The following is a 19427-nucleotide window of genomic DNA, read 5'->3' as shown; positions in this document are numbered from 1 at the left end:
CGAATGCCGGGCATGACGACTTCTGAAATTCGTTCGAGGAACAACAGATGACCCTGAACAAATCTTCCGGCGACGTCGCCACCGATTTCGTCCGCCGCCATATCGGCCCTTCGCAAGCCGATATTCGTGTGATGCTTGAAGCGGTCGGCGCGAAAAGCCTGTCCGCACTGATGGGCGAGACGCTCCCTGCCTCGATTCGCCAGAAGACGCCGCTCGATCTCGGCCGCGCGCTCAGCGAAACCGAGGCGCTGGCGCATATGACCGAGATGGCGGCCAAGAACGCGGTGTTAACGTCGCTGATCGGCCAGGGCTATTCCGGCACGGTTCTGCCGACGGTGATCCAGCGCAACATCCTGGAGAACCCGGCCTGGTACACGGCCTATACGCCGTATCAGCCGGAGATCAGTCAGGGCCGACTCGAGGCGCTGTTCAACTTCCAGACCATGATCTGCGATCTCACCGGTCTCGACGTCGCCAATGCATCGCTGCTCGATGAAGCGACCGCTGCTGCGGAAGCCATGGCGCTGGCCGAGCGCGCCTCAAACATTCAGACCAAAACCTTCTTCGTCGATCATGAAGTTCATCCGCAGACCCTCGCGGTGCTGCGCACCCGCGCCGAGCCGCTCGGCTGGAAGCTTCAGATCGGCGATCCGCTCACTGACCTCGACAAGGCCGATGTGTTCGGCGCGATCCTGCAATATCCCGGCACGACGGGCATCGTGCGCGATTTCAAGCCGGCCATCGCCGCCCTTAAAGCGAAGGGCGCGCTCGCCGTCGTCGCCGCCGACCTACTGGCGCTGACGCTTTTGGCCTCGCCGGGCGAACTCGGCGCGGACATCGCGATCGGCTCGGCGCAGCGCTTCGGCGTGCCGATGGGCTATGGCGGTCCGCATGCCGGCTACATGTCGGTGCGCGACGCGATCAAGCGCTCGATCCCGGGCCGCCTTGTCGGCCTCTCCATCGATTCCCGCGGCGAACCCGCCTATCGCCTCGCGCTGCAGACCCGCGAACAGCATATCCGCCGGGAGAAGGCGACGTCGAATATCTGCACCGCGCAGGTACTGCTCGCCGTCATTGCCTCGATGTATGCGGTCTATCATGGCCCCGAGGGCCTCAAACACATCGCCCGCACGGTCCATCGCCGCACACTGGTGCTGGCCGCTGGCCTGAAGAAGCTCGGCTTCGCGCCGGAGAGCGAAGCGTTCTTCGACACCATTACGGTGACCGTCGGCGACAAGCGCGACGGCATCATTGCCGCAGCCCAGGCCGAGAAGATCAACCTGCGCATCGGTGACGGCACGATCGGCATCGCGCTCGACGAGACCACGACGCCGGAAACCGTCGAAGCCCTCTGGCGCGCCTTCGGTGGCAAACTTGGCTATTCAGACGTCGAGCATGTCGTCAGCGACGCCCTGCCCGCCTCGCTCAAGCGCAACTCGGCGTTCCTGACGCATCCCGTGTTCCACAGCCATCGTTCGGAAACCGAGCTGCTGCGCTATATGCGCAAGCTCTCGGACCGCGACCTGGCGCTCGACCGCGCGATGATCCCGCTCGGCTCCTGCACCATGAAGCTGAACGCCACCACCGAGATGATGCCGTTGACCTGGCCCGCTTGGGGCTCGCTGCATCCATTCGTGCCCCGCGAACAGGCCGCCGGCTATCACCAGCTTTTCGCAACACTGGAAAAGTGGCTGTGCGACATCACCGGCTACGACGCTGTATCGCTGCAGCCCAATTCCGGCGCGCAGGGCGAATATGCCGGCCTGCTCGCCATCCGCGCCTATCACGCGGCGCGCGGCGACAGCCATCGCAATATCTGCCTGATCCCGTCATCGGCACACGGCACCAATCCTGCCTCGGCCAGCATGGTCAATATGGATGTGGTTGTCGTCGCCTGCGACAAGCGCGGTGACGTGGACGTCAACGACCTGCGCATCAAGGCCGAGAAACACGCTGCCAATCTCGCGGCAATCATGATCACCTATCCGTCGACCCACGGCGTGTTCGAGGAGCATATTCGGGAGATCTGCGAGATCGTCCACGCCAATGGCGGTCAGGTCTATCTCGACGGCGCCAACATGAATGCGCAGGTCGGCCTGTCGCGGCCCGGTGACTACGGCGCAGACGTGAGCCATCTCAACCTGCACAAGACGTTCTGCATCCCGCATGGCGGCGGCGGCCCCGGCATGGGCCCGATCGGCGTCAAGGCGCATCTGGCGCCCTACCTGCCCGGTCATCCCTCGGCCAACGGCGATGTGCCGGTGGGGCCGGTCTCGGCCGCGCCCTACGGTTCGGCGTCGATCCTGACCATCTCCTACATTTACATCCTGATGATGGGCGGCGCGGGTCTCACCTCGGCCACCGAGCTTGCGATCCTCAATGCGAACTACATTGCCACACGGCTGCATCCGCATTTCCCGGTGCTGTATCGCAACGAAAAGGGACGCGTGGCGCATGAATGCATCATCGATCCGCGCGCATTCAAGACGTCCGCGGGCGTCACCGTCGACGACATCGCCAAGCGCCTGATCGACTACGGTTTCCACGCGCCGACCATGAGCTTTCCTGTCGTGGGAACGCTGATGATCGAGCCGACGGAATCGGAATCGAAACTCGAACTCGATCGGTTCTGTGACGCGATGATCGCGATCCGCAAGGAGATCACGGATATCGAGAGTGGCCGCTGGAACGTCGAGGCGTCGCCGCTGCGTCATGCACCGCATACAGTGCACGATATCGCGGATGACGACTGGAAGCGCGTTTATACACGCGCCGAAGGCTGCTTCCCGGCTGGGACCTCACGCACCGACAAATACTGGTGCCCGGTCGGCCGCGTCGACAACGTCTATGGTGATCGCAACCTCGTCTGTTCGTGTCCGCCGATGGAAGACTACGCACAGGCCGCAGAGTAAAATAGAGGCGCCACCCGCAATGAGCGGGTGGCGCTTTTCAGTTATGCGGCAGCGGCCAGATTGACTGCCGATTTCGCCAGCACTGACAATGACTCATCAGTCTTCTTTTCCTGATTGAGCGTCTCGTCGAGCAGCCGCACCGCGTCCTTCATGCCGAGTTCCGTGGCCCAGGCCTTCAAGGTGCCATAGCGCGAGATCTCATAGTGTTCGACAGCCTGCGCCGCAGCAAGCAGGCCAGCATCGAGCGAACTCGTGCCCTTGTACTCGTCCATGATTTCCTTGCCTTCTTCGAGGATGCCCATGATGGCGTCGCAGGTCTTGCCGCGGGCCGGCTTGTCGAGCAGTTCGAAGATTTGTTCCAGCCGCTCGACCTGGCCTTCGGTCTCGTCGTGGTGCTTTTCGAAAGCGGCGCGCAGTTTGTCTGAAGTTGCGGCCTTGGCCATCTTCGGCAGGGCTTTCAGAATCTGCTTCTCGGCGAAGTAGATATCCTTGAGCGTATCGAGAAAGAGATCGTTGAGGTCTTTGTCTTTGGTCGCCATGACGCGCACTCCGTTAAGCCAGGGGTTGTTTCCCGCGGCTCAACGTCACCTGATGTGTCTTGTTCCTGAGGTCGTGATGCAACTATCAAAAATCGTTGCGTGGACGCCCGCTGTCAGGCCGCCAGGGTGGTCTCGACCAGCTTCACCCAATAGGACGTGCCGTAGACGATGGCATCGTCGTTGAAATTATAGGCGGGGTGATGCAGCCCGGCGCTATCGCCGTTACCGCAGAAGATGAAGGCGCCGGGGCGCGCTTCCAGCATATAGGCGAAGTCTTCGGCGCCCATCACCGGCGGCATGTCGATATTGACCTTCTCGGCCCCGGAGATTTCGCTGGCGACCCGCACCGCCATGTCGGTCTCTGCGCGATGGTTGACCACGACGGGATAGCCGCGGTCATAGTCGAGCACGATCTTCGCGCCGGTCTGCAGCGCGACGCCGTTGACCACCTCGTTCATGCGCTTCTCCATGAGATCGCGCACTTCGGCGTTCAACGTTCGCACGGTGCCGCGCAGTTCAGCGGTCGCCGGGATGACGTTGCTGGCATGCCCGGCATGGAATTCACAGATCGACAGCACCGCGGATTCCAGGGGATTGACGGTACGGGAAACGATCGTCTGCAGCGCCATCACGAGCTGCGAGCCGACCAGCACGGAATCGATGGTCTTGTGTGGATAGGCGGCATGGCCGCCCTTGCCCTCGATCTGGATCGAGATGCGGTCCATCGCCGCCATGATCGGACCCGGACGCAGCGCGAAGGAGCCGACCGGCATGCCGGGATTGTTGTGCATGCCATAGACCTGATCGATCTTGAAACGGTCCATCAGGCCGTCCTTGATCATCGCCGCCGCGCCCGCACCGCCCTCTTCGGCCGGCTGGAAGATGACGACGGCATCGCCGGCGAAATTGCGTGTTTCGGCGAGATATTGCGCCGCGCCCAGCAGCATGGACGTGTGACCATCGTGACCGCAGGCATGCATCTTGCCGGGGGTCTTCGAGGCGTAAGGCAGATTGGTCTCTTCCTCGATCGGCAGCGCGTCCATGTCGGCGCGCAGCCCGATGACCTTGTGCTCGCCCGAGGCCGGCTTGCGGCCCCTGATGACGCCGACAACACCGGTCCGTCCCAAGCCCGTCACAACTTCGTCGCAACCGAACTCCTTCAACCGCTCCGCCACGAAACCCGCGGTCCGGTGCACGTCATACATCAGCTCGGGATGGGCATGCAGGTCACGGCGCCAGGCCATGATTTCCGGTTGCAGATCGGCGACACGATTGATGATGGGCATGGGTCAAGGTCTCGATGCGGTGGAACGGCGATATCCTTGTCTAGCATGTCGCGTGCCAACGGCCCACCCCACCGGCCCCATCACACGCTGTACAGACGCCCGCCGCCTCGTTAATCCCTTTCGGCACGGCAGGTGAGACCGTGAAACGGATGCGGCAGGGAAACGATGACGACACGGTTCGAGGGTGATTTCGATTATATCGTAGTTGGTGCGGGTACCGCCGGTTGCATCGTCGCCAATCGCCTTTCGGCAGATCCCAGCAAGCGCGTCCTCATCCTGGAGGCCGGCGGCAACGACAACTGGATCTGGTTTCACATTCCGGTGGGCTACCTCTTTGCCATCGGCAATCCCCGCTCCGACTGGATGTTTCGCACCGAGCCGGAGCCCGGCCTCAATGGCCGCGCGCTGGCCTATCCGCGCGGCAAGGTGATCGGTGGCTCCTCCGCGATCAATGCCATGATCTCGATGCGCGGCCAGGCGGCCGACTACGATCACTGGCGCCAGCTCGGCCTCAATGGCTGGGGCTATGACGATGTGCTCCCGGCGTTCAAGACATTGGAAGATCATTTCCTTGGGGCCAGCGAACATCACGGCGCAGGCGGCGGCTGGCGCATCGAAGAACCACGGCTGTCGTGGGAAGTGCTCGACGCCGTCGGCAATGCTGCGGCCGAAATGGGCATTCGCAAGACCGCCGATTTCAACACCGGCGACAACGAAGGCATCGGCTATTTTCACGTCAACCAGAAGCGCGGTCGGCGCTGGTCGTCGGCTCGCGGCTTTCTCAAGCCCGCACTGCACCGCCCGAACCTGCGGCTTGAAACCAAGGTGATGGTCGATCGCCTGATCGTCGAAAACGGCCGCGCGGTCGGCGTGCGTTTCATCCAGAACGGCCAGGAGATGGAGGCACGTGCCAAGGGCGAAGTCATCCTGTGTGCTGGCGCGGTCGGCTCACCGCATCTGTTACAGCGCTCCGGCATCGGACCCGCGGAGTGGCTGTCCGCCGCTGGCGTCGACGTCACGCTTGACCGTCAGGGCGTCGGTCGCAACCTGCAGGACCACCTGCAGCAGCGTGCGATCTACAAGGTCTCCGGCGTGCGCACACTGAATGAGACCTACTACAATCTGTTCCGCCGTGGCTGGATGGGCATCGACTACCTGTTCCGCCGCCGCGGGCCTTTGACGATGGCGCCATCGCAGCTTGGCATCTTCACGCGCTCCGACGCCCATCGCGAACGCGCCAATATCCAGTTCCACGTGCAGCCGCTTTCACTCGACAAATTCGGCGATCCACTGCATCGCTTTCCGGCGATCACCATTGCTGCCTGCAATCTGCAGCCCACATCGCGCGGCGAAATCAAACTGCGCTCGGCGAAGCCCGATGACGCCCCGGCCATCGCCCCTCACTACCTCTCGACGGACGACGACCGTCAGGTTGCCGCCGATGCAATCCGCGTGACGCGCAGACTGATGAAGCAAAGCGCGCTGGCGCCTTATCGTCCCGAAGAATATCTGCCGGGGCCATCGGTTGGCGACGATGCGGCATCGCTGGCCAAGGCCGCCGGCGATATTGGCACCACCATCTTCCATCCCGTCGGGACCGCGAAAATGGGCACGGCCTCGGACCGGATGGCCGTGGTGGACGAACGGCTGCGCTTTTACGGGATCGCCGGATTGCGCGTCGTGGACGCCTCGGTCATGCCAACGATCACGTCAGGCAATACCAACACGCCGACCGCAATGATCGCGGAAAAAGGCGCGTCGATGATCATCACGGATTCGCGATAACCTCATTTCGCGGGAATAAACATCCGCCATCTCCGATCCAGTCCCTACAGCCCAATTCAGGGCGATGGAGATTGGCGATGAGTGCATTCGATCACGATCATTCCCAGGACGACCCGAGACTTAGCCGTCGAAAGGTATTGGAATGCATGACGTGGGTTGGCACCGGTATGCTCTGGAGCATCGCCGGCGGCGTTCCGCACGCCCTTGGGCTGATTGATTCGGCACAAGCGGCTGAGCTCACCGGCCTGACGTTCCTGCAGATTAGCGACAGCCATATTGGCTTCGACAAGCCCGCCAATCCCAATGCCATCGGCACGCTCGAGGAAGCCATCGGCCGGATCAAAGCCATGCCGGTCAAGCCATCGTTCATGATCCATACCGGCGATATTAGCCACCTCTCCAAGGCGTCCGAATTCGACGATGCCGACCGCATCATCTCGCAAGCGCGGCTCGATGTGCATTACGTTCCGGGAGAACATGATTTCATCGACGAGGAGGTCAAGCTCTACCGCGAGCGCTACGGACGCGGGACCAAGGGCTCCGGCTGGTATTCCTTCGACGCAAGCGGCGTACACTTCATCGGGCTTGTGAACGTCGTCGATCTCAAAGCGGGCGGACTTGGAAACCTCGGCGCCGAACAACTCGCGTGGCTGGAAGACGATCTGCGCGGCCGATCAAAATCGACACCTATCGTGGTGTTTGCGCATATTCCACTCTGGACCGTTTATCCGACTTGGGGATGGGGCACCGAAGACGGTGCGCGCGCGCTGGACTACCTCAAGGGCTTCGGCTCGGTCACGGTGCTGAACGGCCATATCCATCAGGTGATGCAGAAAGTGGAAGGCAACGTCACGTTCCACACCGCACGCTCTACTGCGTTTCCACAACCGGCACCGGGGACAGCGCCCTCACCCGGCCCCATGAAGGTGGCCGACGACAAATTACGCGGCCTGCTGGGCATCGCCAGCATCATCTTCAAACCCGGCGATGAACGCCTCGCCATCATCGATACCCCGTTGCAAGGCTGAGGGCATCGCAACATGACATCGATCGCCTTACGCAACATCTGCATCCGTGTCGCCGTTTTTGCCGTCATAATCTCTTGCATGACAGCGGCGCGCTGCGAAGACCTCGCGGTGATGATCGACAACTTCACCTTCGAGCCGGCGCAGCTCACCATCAAGGTCGGCACGACCGTCACCTGGAAGAACCGAGACGACATCCCGCACGCCGTGGTCTCAGCCGGAAAATTCAGGTCGAAAACACTCGACACTGACGACAGCTATTCCTTCACGTTCACGTCACCGGGTGACTACACGTATTTTTGCTCGCTGCATCCGCATATGACGGGGATGATCAAGGTTGAGTAGCAGCCAAAACCAAGGCATCACAACGATGCCCGGCCTCTGGAAACCCGGCAGCCGGGCATCGGCCGGCAAGGACAAGTCGATGCCAGCGCACAGAGCTGACGACGATGGCGAAAGGACGCGCCGTTTTCGCGAGGTCGCGCTGCCATGCCTCGACGACGTCTATACGCTGGCCCGCTATCTGCTACGCGATGCCGACGCCGCCGAAGACGCCGTCCAGGAATGCTATCTGCGCGCGCTGAAACATTTCGACAGCTATCGTGGCCCTGCAATCAAACCATGGCTGTTCGCCATCCTGCGCAATATCTGCCATGCGGAGTTCGCCCGTCGCATGAACTCACCAACCGCGATCGTCGAAATCGCCGAGGCAGAGTCGCAGGAAGCCGCGCCGCTCTGGCATGAGGCACAAGCTTCACCGGAGGCGGAATTGCTCCGACGCCGCGATGCCACGACGATCCAGCGTCTCGTAAGCGCGCTTGCCGAACCATTCAGGGAAATCCTCGTGCTGCGAGAAATGCAAAACCTGTCTTACCGCGAGATTTCCGACATCGTCGGCGCACCCATCGGCACCGTGATGTCACGCCTCGCCCGCGCACGCGCGATGCTCCGCACCGCGTGGATGGCCGAAGAGGAGCCGCACAAATGACCTGCGATGAGGCCGAGATCCTTCTTCACGCATTGCTCGATGACGAGCTCGATGCCGGGCATGTCCGTGAGGTCGAGGCGCACATTGCCACTTGCCAGCGCTGCGCTGCTCAACTGAACGCCTATCGCGACATGCGATCCGCAATGGCCACCAGCGATCTGCATTTTACGGCGCCTCCACAGCTACGCCAGCGCATCGAGGCGGCGCTCCCCAAGGCTCACACGCCAAATCGTCGCGCCGTGCTGAAAGGCTTCGCGATGGGATCGGTGTTGTCCGCTGTAGCTGCGACCGGCCTCGTCGTCGTCGTACTTCGCCATGAAGACGAGCAGCGCATTCTTTCGGAGGTGGTGTCGGCGCATCTGCGCGCGCTGCAGGCCGGACACCTCACCGATGTGCTCTCCACCGATCAGCACACGGTGAAGCCCTGGTTCAACGGTCGGCTTGACGTGGCGCCGCCGGTTGTCGATCTCACCGCGCAAGGTTTCACGCTCATCGGCGGGCGGCTTGATTATGTCAATGGACGAAAGATCGGTGCCATCGTCTACCGACGGCGCACCCATGTGATCAATCTGTTCGTTGCACAGACGACAAATGCAGAATCACGGATGGCCAGGATCGAGACCGTTCAGGGCTTCAACATTCGCCACTGGAGCGAGCGCGGCCTGGCCTACTGGGCAGTCAGCGATTTGAACGCCGATGAACTTGCTGATTTCGGCAGCAAAGTCGAACTTGCAACGGGAGCGAGCTGAAACCTAGGCTGACTTCCGCACGGCGTTGTCGACCAGCGTCTTGCCGAGCGACCAGATCGCACCAGGAACCTTATGGCTGTCGGCGATCACCGTACGGAACGAGTTCTCGATCCACTTGCCGTCGTCCTCGGTGACCACCAGCGGCGGCAGTAGCTTGATGGTGTGACTGCCGTGGCCGGAGACCTGGGTCAGGATCTTCTGCTCCTTGAACAGTGGTACGGTGATCAACTGGCAGAACAGGCCTTTGCTGGCCGACTCCAGGATGTTCCATGATGCCTTGAGGCGCAGCGACTTCGGCGGGCCGAATTCGACACCGATCATCAGGCCCTTACCGCGCACTTCCTTCAGAAGCTCGAATTCGGGAATCATGTTCTGCAGAGCGAGCCGCAATTCGGCACCACGCTTGGCCGCGTTCTCGACCAGCTTCTCGTGCTTCATGATCTCCAGCGTGGCAATGCCGGCGGCCATCGCCAGATCGTTCTTGCCGAAGGTCGAACCATGGACCAGCGAGCGATCCATCCGGTTGAAGATCTTGTCGAAGATGCTTTTTCGCGTCAGCAGCGCACCAACAGGAACATGACCTCCCGACAAGGCCTTTGCGAGAAGGATCATGTCGGGCTCGACATTCCAGTGCTCGATCGCCAGAAATTTTCCGGTGCGTCCGAGGCCGGTCTGGATTTCATCGGCGATGAACAGCGTGCCGTATTTGCGGCACAGCGCAGCGGCGCCCGACAGGAATTCGTCGGTGGGCAGGTTGACGCCTTTGCCCTGGATCGGTTCGACGATGAAGCCGGCAACCTGCTTGGACGACAGCGCCTTCTCCAGCGCTTCGAGGTCGTTGAATGGCACCGTGGTGCAGCCCGAGAGCAGCGGGCCGAAGCCGGTGCGGAAATTGGTGTCGTCGGTCAGCGACAGCGCGCCATAGGTCAGTCCGTGATAGGCGTGATCGCAATATACGATCCCGTCGCGGCCGGTCGCATTGCGAGCAAATTTGATCGCCGCCTCGACGGTTTCCGCGCCCGAGTTCGCGAAAAACACCTTGTCCATATAGGGGACGTTTTCCAGCAGCTTCTCTGAGAGGATACCTGCGAGTGTGGAAACATCCATTTGCACCAAATTGGGCATGTCGGCGTCGAGCACGCTTTTGAGCGCATTCCGCATCACCGGATGGTTCCGGCCAATCGCAAAAACGCCAAATCCGCTCAGTAGATCGAGATAACGGGCGCCGTCCCGGTCGAACAAATACTGGCCGATGCCTCGCTGAAAGCCAACGTCATATCCGATGGTCTTGAGGACTCGAACGAGCTGTTCATTAAGATGGCGCGTATGCATCGAGCTACGCTGCGCCTCCCGTTCAACAAACATCTCGGAAACGTCTAGATTCGGATATACCATGAGTTACATACGTCGGTTGATGGTCGCTTCGTCAACTGAAAACCGTAAATGCGGCGATTTGACTTCGCCGAGAACCGCTACTTAAGCATAGGTCTAAACATGTTGCAGCGCCCACGCATTACTACGCGCACTCTTACATATTGCGGAATCCTTTTTTCGGCAGGCTTGTTTTCGGCAGGGCTGGCTCCCGCATTTGCAGCTGATCCGACCGGCGATTGGAAGGTCGAGGACGGCGTCGCGCATATTCGTGTTGCTGAATGCGGTGGCAGCATGTGGGGGGCCGTAGCCTGGGAAAAGACCCCCGGCGGGATCGACAAGAACAATCCCGATGCCACCAAGAAGGCGCGCCCCACTTTGGGCATCGTGACATTGCTGGACATGAAAAAGAATGCCGCAAACGACAAATGGGCGGGTCAGGTCTACAATGCCAAGGACGGAAAATTCTATAAATCGACGATCAAGCTCGGTGATACTGCTGACGAACTTGAAATCGAAGGATGCGTCCTTGGTTTCCTGTGCGGCGGTCAGACCTGGACGCGCGTAGGCCCGTCGATTGCGTCGAGCCCCTCGAACCTCACCGCCAAGGGTGCCCTGCCCAAGGCGGGCGCTGCCACCGGCGGCAAGATGGCCCCAGCGGCTACTCCGACGGCTTCTGCTGCTGCACCCAAGGCTGCACCGGCTCCTGCGGCCGGCGCCCCCAAGGCCACTGCTCCAGCCGGTCAAAAAACCGCTGCAGCAACGGCGCCGGGACAGCCGGCCGATATCGGCGATATCTGCCTGCTGCCCGAGATCAACAAGGTCACTCACTAGTCTCGCGCGGCTTACCCATGAGAGCCGGCTGGAATAGCAGCACGGCCGCCAGCGTCACGACAAAGGACATCGCGAGCAATTTACCCATGCTCGCGGTGCCTGGATGGTTCGACAGCCACAGGCTGCCGAACGCCGTGGCAGTCGTCAGCGCGCTAAAGAAAATCGCGCGTGTCAGTGATGACTGCAGCAGGTTCTTGTAGCCTGCCCGCCACGCCGTCACATAGTAGATCTTGAACGCCACGCCGACGCCGAGCAGCAGCGGCAGCGCGATGATGTTGGCGAAGTTCAGCGGCAAGCCGATCAACACACAGATCTCCAGCGTAACCGTTCCCGCCACCAGCAAGGGAACGATAGTCAGCAGCACGTCGCTGATGCGCCGCAAAGCCAGCCACAGCAACAACGAGATCGAAAGCAGCGCCCAGATGCCCGCATGAATGAAGGCGGTGACAATGGTGTCGCCCGACTTCAGGATCGAGATCGGACCACCGACGGCGAGCGGCTCGGACTTCAGCACGGCATCGGCGAACTTGCGCAATGTGTCGTTATCGTTCGGATCGCCGTTGGGCTGCGCCTCGACGCGGATCTGGCCATCCTTGGTCTTCCACGAATTCACCAATTCGGCTGGCAAGGTCTGCAAACTGATCGGGCTCGCTTGCATCAGATTACGCAACTGCCCCAACGCGAGCTTGAGCGGCACCACAAAGGTCGCCTGCACCTGATCGCGAACAGGCTGGCTTGCATCGGCGGTCTTGGCCAACGCATCCGCCAGACGCTTCGCGGCGACGGCGCCGGGACTGGTCTGCGTTCCCGCAAGTTTGCGCAGGCTCGCCGCTGAGTCCTTCAGAGAAGTGACGTTTTCCGCATCGGTCGGCGCCTTGTCGATCGACTCGGGATTCAAAGCCGGCTCGAGAATTTTCGCGCCTTCCTGAATCGCCTTCAGCTTGGCGGGCTGATCCTCAGGAACGAAGCTGCCGAGCGAAATCGTACGAGCAACTTCCGGGACCTTGGAGAGACGTTCTTCGACCTGTTTCGCAGCGGCCTCGTTTGGCGCCATGATGTTGACCGCATTGGCGCCGGTGTTCGGATCCTTGCGCAGATCGAGGAAGGTCGCGATCGACTCGACGTTCGGATTGCGCAGGTTGATCGGATTGAAGTCGAACTTCAGGAAGTAGAGTAATGGCAGACCGGCGATCGTGAGCGCCAGTGTGATGCCGATAATCCAGAAGCGCTTCTCTTCCAGGAAACGGTCGACAGGTGCCAGGAACGCATAACCGACGGGCTCCTTTTCGCCTGCGGGATTCAACAGGTCGAGCAGTGCCGGCAGAACGGTGATGCTGGTCAGGAACGCGATCATCATGCCGGCGCCGGCGATCTTGCCGAGTTCGGACACGCCTTTGTAATCGGTCGGCAGGAACGACAGAAAGCCGGCAGCCGTTGCGAAAGCGGCGAGCGACAGCGGCACGGCGCAATATTCGGCCGCCTTCGTCAAAGCGAGCGGCAGGTTGTCGTTCTTGTAACGCTCGGAGCGGTAACGCACGCTGAACTGGATGCCGAAATCGACACCCAAGCCGACGAACAACACGGCAAATGCAATCGACAGCAGGTTCAGCGAACCCACCATCATGAGACCGACGGCGGTCGTTGTGGCAAGGCCCACGAATAGCGTTGCGAACACGGCACCGATGATCTTGGCCGAGTGCAGCGCCATCCAGAGGATGACCAGCACGATCAAAACCGTACCGATCCCGTTGACGATGGCTCCATCCTGCACGGTGGAGAATTCCTCGTTTGCGATGGGGACCGGGCCGGTCAACCGCACGCGTGCGCCGTATTCGCCAGCGATGTTCAGGTCGATCGCAGCCTGCCGGATCGCATCTGTCGCGGTCTTGCCGGGCTCAAGCGCGTTGAAGTCGAGGATAGGCTTGATTTCGATGAAGCCACGCTTGTCGCCATCCGTCAGAGGCTTATCGCTGACCAGCCCGCGCCATGAGAAGGTGCCCTTGCCGTTTTTCAGCACGTCCTCAACGGTCTGCGAGACGGCGTTGAAGGTCGGCGCCGCAGCGTCGAGCTGAAGCTGCCCACGGCGAATGCCGGTAAGGCCGGTCTCCAGCGCGCCGGTGAGACCGCGCAGACTGGGGTCGCCGGCCATGATTTCGATCAGGGGAGCAGCCTGCTGGAACTGGCCCGTCAGTTGCGCAACTTCCTTGGTCGGCAGGAATAGCAAGCCGTTCTTCTCGAAGAACGCTCCGCCATCCAATCGGCGAACCGAGTCGAAATCCGTCTTGTTGGTCACCAGCTTCGCTTCTATCGCATTGGCTGCGGCATTGGCGAATTCAGGCGTGGGCGCCTCAACCACCGCGATGATCAGACGCTCCTGGTCGAAGGCCTTGTCGAAGGCAATGTCGCGCTGACGCCAATCGAGATTGGGCGAGATCAGCTTGTTGATGTCTGTATTGATCGAGAAATTCTTCGCCGTGTAATAGCTCGCGCCAATCGAAAGAAGCACACAAACGAGCACCACCGGCAGGGCAAACCGGGTGCAGAAGTTCACGACCGAGACGACAACTCTTGTCAGCACGCTTTTTCTTTCTATTTGGGCGAGGCACGCAAAGAATGCGGTTCACGAGGGAGGGTTCCGCAAACCATTACTTTCGCATTGGATGCGCTTTGCTTTCAGCAATGTGATGGGATGGCATAAAACGTGCTGATCACCGTAGCAACGGCCGTGTTAGCGACGCCTCGTCGCGCCGTAAAGTGACGAACAAGTGAGAGTTTTCAGGTTCTTGGGCGCAACCGCAAGATATTACCGCAACCCGGCCAGTCGTCGCAAACCACGTTTTCGGTTCGTGATTGCATACTGAGTGATTTTTGTCACACAGAACGGCTCAAATATCCAGCTGGGCTGGATATGTGCCTGATTGTGGTACAGAATTAAGGATTATACCGGAATCGATATGGACTTTGTACCACGTGCTTGATCGTCGTCCCCTTGAAATCTTCCTGGCTCAGCCGCGCGGCTTCTGCGCGGGCGTCGTGCGTGCCATCGAGATCGTGGAGCGTGCTCTCGAGCGCTACGGGGCGCCGGTCTATGTCCGCCATGAGATCGTCCATAACAAATACGTGGTCGAGAGTCTGAAGGCCAAGGGCGCCATTTTCGTCGAGGAACTCTCCGAAGTACCTCCGAATGCCATGACCGTCTTCAGCGCCCACGGCGTCGCCCGGAGCGTCGAGGAAGAAGCGGCCAGCCGTGGCCTGCCTGTTTTGGATGCAACTTGCCCGCTTGTCACCAAGGTCCACAACCAGGGCAAACGGTACATGTCCAAAGGCCGTAAGGTCATCCTGATCGGCCACGCAGGCCATCCGGAGGTCGACGGTACCATGGGACAGGTACCCGGCCCGGTTTACCTTGTTCAGAGCGTTGAGGACGTCAAGGCACTAACACTGCCACCGCAGGAACCGGTCGCCTATATCACCCAGACGACCCTCAGCGTGGATGACACCAAGGACATCATTTTAGCCCTGGAACAGCGTTTCAGTGACATTGAGGGCCCCGATACCCGCGATATCTGCTATGCAACACAAAACCGCCAATCTGCGGTAAGAGACCTCAGTAAACTTGTAGACGTCATCCTGGTCGTCGGGGCGACCAACAGTTCCAACTCGAACCGGTTGCGCGAAATCGGCACCGAAGTCGGTGTCGCAAGTTACCTCATTGCCGATGGCAGCGAACTCAACCCCGCCTGGTTGAAGGATGCGCGTGCCGTAGGCATCACGGCTGGCGCATCCGCGCCAGAAGTGCTTGTAGATGACGTGATCGAGACCTTACGGCGGATCGGACCGGTTGCGGTGTCGGTGTTGCCCGGACGTGAAGAGAATATCGAATTCAAGCTACCCGCCGAACTGACCGCGGTTCGATCCACCTTCGTCACGATGTGATGCGCAGAGAGAAAATTCGAAATGGCCATTCCGTTTTTTAAAGAAATGAAGATCGGCTCCTATCTGTTGAAGAAGAAGCTGACTGGCCAGAAGCGCTATCCGCTGGTGCTGATGCTGGAGCCACTTTTCCGCTGCAACCTGGCCTGTGTCGGCTGTGGCAAGATCGACTATCCGAACGCTATCCTCAACCGCCGCATGTCGGCGCAGGAATGCTGGGATGCTGCGGACGAGTGCGGCGCGCCGATGGTTGCGATCCCGGGCGGCGAGCCGCTGATCCACAAGGAAATCGGCGAGATCGTGCGCGGCCTGGTCGAGCGCAAGAAGTTCGTCTCGCTCTGCACCAACGCGCTGCTGCTGGAGAAGAAGCTCGACCTGTTCACGCCGTCGCCCTACCTGTTCTTCTCGGTGCATCTCGACGGTCTCAAGGATCATCACGACAAGGCCGTGTCGCAGGAAGGCGTGTTCGACCGCGCCGTCTCCGCGATCAAGGCCGCCAAGGCCAAGGGCTTCGCCGTCAACGTCAACGCGACCATCTTCGACGGCCATGCGGCCGAGGACATTGCCAAGTTCCTCGACTACACCGTTGAGCTCGGCGTCGGCGTCTCGATGTCGCCGGGCTATGCCTATGAGCGCGCACCGGATCAGGAGCACTTCCTGAACCGCACCAAGACCAAAAAGCTGTTCCGCGACGTCTTTGCACTCGGCAAGGGCAAGAAGTGGAACATCATGCATTCCGGCCTATTCCTGGACTTCCTCGCCGGCAACCAGGAATACGAGTGCAAGCCGTGGGGCATGCCCGCACGCAACATCTTCGGCTGGCAGAAGCCCTGCTACCTGCTCGGTGAAGGCTACACCAAGACTTTCAAGGAATTGATGGACACCACCGATTGGGACACCTACGGCACCGGCAAGTACGAGAAGTGCGCCGACTGTATGGCCCATTGCGGCTACGAGCCGACCGCCGCGGACGAAGCCATCAGCAACCCGTTCAAGGCCATGTGGGTGGCGATGCGCGGCGTGAAAACGTCGGGCCCGATGGCGCCGGAAATCGACCTTACCAAGCAGCGTCCGGCGCAGTACGTGTTCTCGTCGGAAGTGCAGAAGCGCCTGTCGGACATCCGCAAGGAAGAAGCTGTCGCCGCTGCCGCAAAGGCCGAGGAAAAGGCCCAGAAGGCTTCGACCGCCGCCTGAGCGATTTCGAGCTGAATATAAAAAAGGGCGCGATGCAAATCGCGCCCTTTTTCTTTGAAAGATTGAATTCGCGAGACGCCCGGCAAACACCGCCAGAGCAGCGCTCAGACGTCCGCGGAAACGAGGTTGGTGTGACCCAGCAGATAGCTGCGGCAGTCGCGCAGGCTGCGTAGCGCGCGATTGAAGTCGCGCCCGGTCGAAACCAGCGCCCGAATCACCAGCGGATTGCGGGCGATGCCGCGCAGCACCTTGCGCAGATCGACATCACCATTGGGTTTGATCGCAGTGGTGGCGATTTCCGGCAGGGCGCGATGGGCGGGATCGCTGACGACGCGCAGTGCGGCGAACGGCAGTCCGGCCATGGCGGCAAATTCCGCGGCGATGTGGCTTTCCATATCGACGGCAGCGGCGCCGAATTCCGAGCGCAGCGCGGCCTTGCCGGCCTGCCCCGTCACGACCTTTTCGACACCAACCAGACCGCCGCGAAACACCTTCTGGCGGCCGACGCCGGCACCGGCGATCAGTTCGTCGCTAAGGACCTCGGACGCTGACCAACGGCTGTTGCCGGCCACCACTTCCGTGGCCACAACGACAGCGCCTGATTTGAGATCAGGATCGAGGCCGCCGGCGACGCCAAAGCTGATGACGCCGCGGATGGTCGTGGGGTCGAAGTCAGCCAGCAGGCTGCGGAGCTGGACGGGGTCGCTTGAGCTGCAAATCACGGTCATTCCCGGCCCGGCAGCGATTTTCGCTTCCTGGACCAGCCCCGTGACGATCAATACCGGCCGCGGGTCGGTTGTATCGCCCGCGGTCGAAATGCCCCCATCGCCCAAAATCACATCCCAACCCCTACCGTCTTGCTGTTGGTGCTCTTCAAATTCCGGAACCGCGCCAACGCCCAGAGCGGGAAGAATTTCGAGTAGCCATGATAACGCAGATAAAACACGCGGGGGAAGCCGGTAGCCGTGTAACGGGCCTCGTCCCAGAGTCCTTTTTCCGTCTGTGTGTCCATCAGGTACCGCGTTCCACGGGCGACAGCCGGATTATCGACCTCGCCTGCCGCCATCAGGGCAAGCAAAGCCCATGCCGTTTGCGACGACGTACTGGGCGCTGCCTCGAATCCCTTGTAGTCGAGTCGGTAGCTGACCGCATCTTCGCCCCAGCCGCCGTCCTCGTTCTGGATCGAGAGCAGCCAGCCCACCGCCTTGCGGAACGCCGGATCCTGGTGGTCGATGCCAACAGCATTGAGAGCGCACAGCACCGACCAGGTGCCGTAGATGTAGTTCAGGCCCCAGCGGCCATACCAGGAGCCCTCCGCGAGCTGGGTACGGCGCAGATATTCCACACCGTCTGCCAGCGGCTTCGAGGTTTCGACGGTGTCGCCAAGCTGCGCCAGCATCGAGACGCAGCGCGCGGTGACGTCCTCGGTTGGCGGATCGAGCAGCGCGCCATGGTCCGAGAACGGGATGTTGTTGAGGTAATATTCGAGGTTATCGACCTCGAACGCCGCGAAGCCGCCGTCGCTGCTCTGCATGCCCAGGATCCACTCCCGGCCGCGATCGAGCGCAACGTCGTATTCCTTGCCGCCGGTCTGACGGCGTGCGCGGTCCATCGCCATCATCACCACGGCCGTGTCGTCGAGATCCGGGTAATACGCGTTGTTGTACTGGAACGCCCAGCCGCCCGGACGCAGATCCGGCCGCTTCACCGCCCAGTCGCCCTTCACGTCGAGCACCTGCTTCGTCGCCAGCCAGTCGAGACCTTCTTTCGCCGGACCGAACGCTTCATCGCCGCCGGTCTCCAGCATCGCATGCGCTGTCAGCGCGGTGTCCCACACTGGCGATACGCAAGGCTGGCAATAGGCTTCGACCTCACCGACAATCAGAAGCTTGTCGATACCGCGCCGCTGGATGGCGCGGGGCGGATAGTCGGCGGGGAAGCCGAGCACTTCATACATCATGACCATATTGGCCATCGGCGGATAGATCGCGCCGAGACCGTCTTCGCCGTTCAGGCGCTCCTCGCAAAACTCGACGGCTTTCGCGATCGAATGGGCGCGGAGTTTCTTTGGGAAATACGGTTCGGCGGCGCGGAGCAGAATGTCGATGCCGGTGAAGAAGGCGAACATCGCGCGACTCTGATGCGGCGCGCGTTTAATGCCTCCGACCTTGGACGGATCTTCCAGGAACAGCTCGTCGATGCCGACGCCCTTCTTGTTCTGCGCGCGCGGCTTCAGCGCTGCGAGCACCATGAGCGGCACGATCGTGGTGCGCGCCCAATAGGACATCTTGCTGAGGTGGAACGGAAACCACATCGGCAGCAACATGATCTCGACAGGCAGCACCGGAGTGGCGCGCCAGGAGAGAATGCCGAACATCGCCAGCAGAAAGCGCGTGAAGACGTTCACATTGGCGGCACCGCCGCGCGAGCGGATCGCTTCGCGGGCGCGGACCATATGCGGCGCGTCGGTCGAATCGCCGATCATCTTCAGCGCGAAATACACTTTCACGCTGGCGCTCATGTCGAAGTCGCCGTCCTGCACCAGCGCCCAGCCGCCATGCTTGCCTTGGGTGCGGCGCAGATAGTTGGCGATCTTGCCTTCAAGCTCGGCATCGACGGGCTCGCCGAGGTAGTGCCGCAACAACACATATTCTGACGGGATCGTGCCGTCGGCTTCGAGCTCAAATACCCAATGGCCGTCAGGCTGCCGGAACTTCAGCAGGCCCTGCTTCGCCGAAGCGATGCTCGTCTCGAGCGCCGCGTTCTGAATTGTGATCTCTGGACTGACCGAATGCATCTCGCTCGCCATAT

At 61.0% G+C, this 19427-nt stretch carries 15 protein-coding genes; 9 read left to right on the top strand and 6 right to left on the bottom strand.

What is annotated here, in order from left to right; translation table 11 throughout:
* Positions 1-47 precede the first annotated feature (47 nt).
* Positions 48-2912, top strand: coding sequence for an aminomethyl-transferring glycine dehydrogenase (gene gcvP / locus AC1DUY_RS14300; RefSeq protein WP_478115032.1), 2865 nt, complete (start codon positions 48-50; stop codon positions 2910-2912).
* A 41-nt stretch (positions 2913-2953) separates the two neighbouring features.
* Here gcvP and AC1DUY_RS14295 read toward each other — a convergent pair whose 3' ends face one another.
* Complete coding sequence (locus AC1DUY_RS14295; protein ID WP_478115030.1) at positions 2954-3451, bottom strand: YciE/YciF ferroxidase family protein; 498 nt, start codon at positions 3449-3451, stop codon at positions 2954-2956.
* Between the two features lie 113 nt (positions 3452-3564).
* The gene (locus AC1DUY_RS14290; protein WP_093756520.1) at positions 3565-4737 is read right to left on the bottom strand and encodes a M20 aminoacylase family protein; all 1173 of its coding nucleotides are present in this window, start codon (positions 4735-4737) and stop codon (positions 3565-3567) included.
* A 165-nt stretch (positions 4738-4902) separates the two neighbouring features.
* Here AC1DUY_RS14290 and AC1DUY_RS14285 point away from each other — a divergent pair, with 165 nt between their 5' ends.
* The 5 genes from AC1DUY_RS14285 (at position 4903) to AC1DUY_RS14265 (ending at position 9284) form a co-directional block, all read left to right on the top strand.
* Positions 4903-6522: a GMC family oxidoreductase gene (locus tag AC1DUY_RS14285; RefSeq protein ID WP_441230178.1), complete on the top strand. Its 1620-nt coding sequence runs from the start codon at positions 4903-4905 to the stop codon at positions 6520-6522.
* A gap of 77 nt (positions 6523-6599) precedes the next feature.
* On the top strand, positions 6600-7550 hold the full coding sequence (locus tag AC1DUY_RS14280) for a metallophosphoesterase family protein (RefSeq protein WP_478115027.1): 951 nt from the start codon (positions 6600-6602) through the stop codon (positions 7548-7550).
* A gap of 12 nt (positions 7551-7562) precedes the next feature.
* Positions 7563-7892, top strand: a complete 330-nt coding sequence (locus tag AC1DUY_RS14275) for a cupredoxin domain-containing protein (RefSeq protein WP_478115025.1) — start codon at positions 7563-7565, stop codon at positions 7890-7892.
* Positions 7893-7971: 79 nt separating this feature from the next.
* The gene (locus tag AC1DUY_RS14270; RefSeq protein ID WP_478115023.1) at positions 7972-8535 is read left to right on the top strand and encodes a sigma-70 family RNA polymerase sigma factor; all 564 of its coding nucleotides are present in this window, start codon (positions 7972-7974) and stop codon (positions 8533-8535) included.
* The gene (locus AC1DUY_RS14265) at positions 8532-9284 is read left to right on the top strand and encodes an anti-sigma factor family protein (RefSeq protein WP_478115021.1); all 753 of its coding nucleotides are present in this window, start codon (positions 8532-8534) and stop codon (positions 9282-9284) included. The genes AC1DUY_RS14270 and AC1DUY_RS14265 overlap by 4 nt, the downstream gene beginning before the upstream one ends.
* 3 nt (positions 9285-9287) lie before the next feature.
* Here the strand turns inward: AC1DUY_RS14265 and hpnO are convergent, their stop codons facing one another.
* A complete protein-coding gene (gene hpnO / locus AC1DUY_RS14260) occupies positions 9288-10679 on the bottom strand; it encodes an aminobacteriohopanetriol synthase HpnO (RefSeq protein WP_089265067.1) in 1392 nt (463 codons plus the stop codon).
* A gap of 99 nt (positions 10680-10778) precedes the next feature.
* On the opposite strand from hpnO, the gene AC1DUY_RS14255 reads away from it, so the two are divergent.
* Positions 10779-11489, top strand: a complete 711-nt coding sequence (locus tag AC1DUY_RS14255; protein WP_478115018.1) for a DUF2147 domain-containing protein — start codon at positions 10779-10781, stop codon at positions 11487-11489.
* Here the strand turns inward: AC1DUY_RS14255 and hpnN are convergent.
* Entirely contained in the window at positions 11479-14067 is a 2589-nt protein-coding gene (gene hpnN / locus AC1DUY_RS14250; protein WP_478115016.1) for a hopanoid transporter HpnN, read from the bottom strand. The two genes, AC1DUY_RS14255 and hpnN, sit on opposite strands and share 11 nt — an antisense overlap.
* Before the next feature lie 392 nt (positions 14068-14459).
* Between hpnN and ispH the strand changes: the two genes are divergently transcribed.
* A complete protein-coding gene (ispH, locus tag AC1DUY_RS14245; RefSeq protein WP_175367947.1) occupies positions 14460-15425 on the top strand; it encodes a 4-hydroxy-3-methylbut-2-enyl diphosphate reductase in 966 nt (321 codons plus the stop codon).
* A 21-nt stretch (positions 15426-15446) separates the two neighbouring features.
* Complete coding sequence (gene hpnH / locus AC1DUY_RS14240; protein WP_068735862.1) at positions 15447-16616, top strand: adenosyl-hopene transferase HpnH; 1170 nt, start codon at positions 15447-15449, stop codon at positions 16614-16616.
* 104 nt (positions 16617-16720) lie between these two features.
* On the opposite strand, the gene AC1DUY_RS14235 is transcribed toward hpnH, so the two are convergent.
* On the bottom strand, positions 16721-17455 hold the full coding sequence (locus AC1DUY_RS14235; protein ID WP_175367948.1) for a phosphorylase: 735 nt from the start codon (positions 17453-17455) through the stop codon (positions 16721-16723).
* Positions 17452-19425, bottom strand: coding sequence for a squalene--hopene cyclase (shc, locus tag AC1DUY_RS14230; protein ID WP_478115013.1), 1974 nt, complete (start codon positions 19423-19425; stop codon positions 17452-17454). Before shc ends, AC1DUY_RS14235 begins: the two co-directional genes overlap by 4 nt.
* Between the last annotated feature and the right edge of the window lie 2 nt (positions 19426-19427).

This window comes from Tardiphaga sp. P4_G1, from assembly GCF_056401215.1.
The sequence above is the reverse complement of the archived record's forward strand: the minus strand, read 5'-3'. Positions and strand labels throughout refer to the sequence as shown.

What these genes read in the sequence shown, in the direction of transcription:
- gcvP (WP_478115032.1), top strand. Translation starts at nt 48, where the DNA reads ATGACCCTGAACAAATCTTCCGGCGACGTCGCCACCGATTTCGTCCGC.
- AC1DUY_RS14295 (WP_478115030.1), bottom strand. Translation starts at nt 3,451, where the DNA reads ATGGCGACCAAAGACAAAGACCTCAACGATCTCTTTCTCGATACGCTC.
- AC1DUY_RS14290 (WP_093756520.1), bottom strand. Translation starts at nt 4,737, where the DNA reads ATGCCCATCATCAATCGTGTCGCCGATCTGCAACCGGAAATCATGGCC.
- AC1DUY_RS14285 (WP_441230178.1), top strand. Translation starts at nt 4,903, where the DNA reads ATGACGACACGGTTCGAGGGTGATTTCGATTATATCGTAGTTGGTGCG.
- AC1DUY_RS14280 (WP_478115027.1), top strand. Translation starts at nt 6,600, where the DNA reads ATGAGTGCATTCGATCACGATCATTCCCAGGACGACCCGAGACTTAGC.
- AC1DUY_RS14275 (WP_478115025.1), top strand. Translation starts at nt 7,563, where the DNA reads ATGACATCGATCGCCTTACGCAACATCTGCATCCGTGTCGCCGTTTTT.
- AC1DUY_RS14270 (WP_478115023.1), top strand. Translation starts at nt 7,972, where the DNA reads ATGCCAGCGCACAGAGCTGACGACGATGGCGAAAGGACGCGCCGTTTT.
- AC1DUY_RS14265 (WP_478115021.1), top strand. Translation starts at nt 8,532, where the DNA reads ATGACCTGCGATGAGGCCGAGATCCTTCTTCACGCATTGCTCGATGAC.
- hpnO (WP_089265067.1), bottom strand. Translation starts at nt 10,679, where the DNA reads ATGGTATATCCGAATCTAGACGTTTCCGAGATGTTTGTTGAACGGGAG.
- AC1DUY_RS14255 (WP_478115018.1), top strand. Translation starts at nt 10,779, where the DNA reads ATGTTGCAGCGCCCACGCATTACTACGCGCACTCTTACATATTGCGGA.
- hpnH (WP_068735862.1), top strand. Translation starts at nt 15,447, where the DNA reads ATGGCCATTCCGTTTTTTAAAGAAATGAAGATCGGCTCCTATCTGTTG.
- shc (WP_478115013.1), bottom strand. Translation starts at nt 19,425, where the DNA reads ATGGCGAGCGAGATGCATTCGGTCAGTCCAGAGATCACAATTCAGAAC.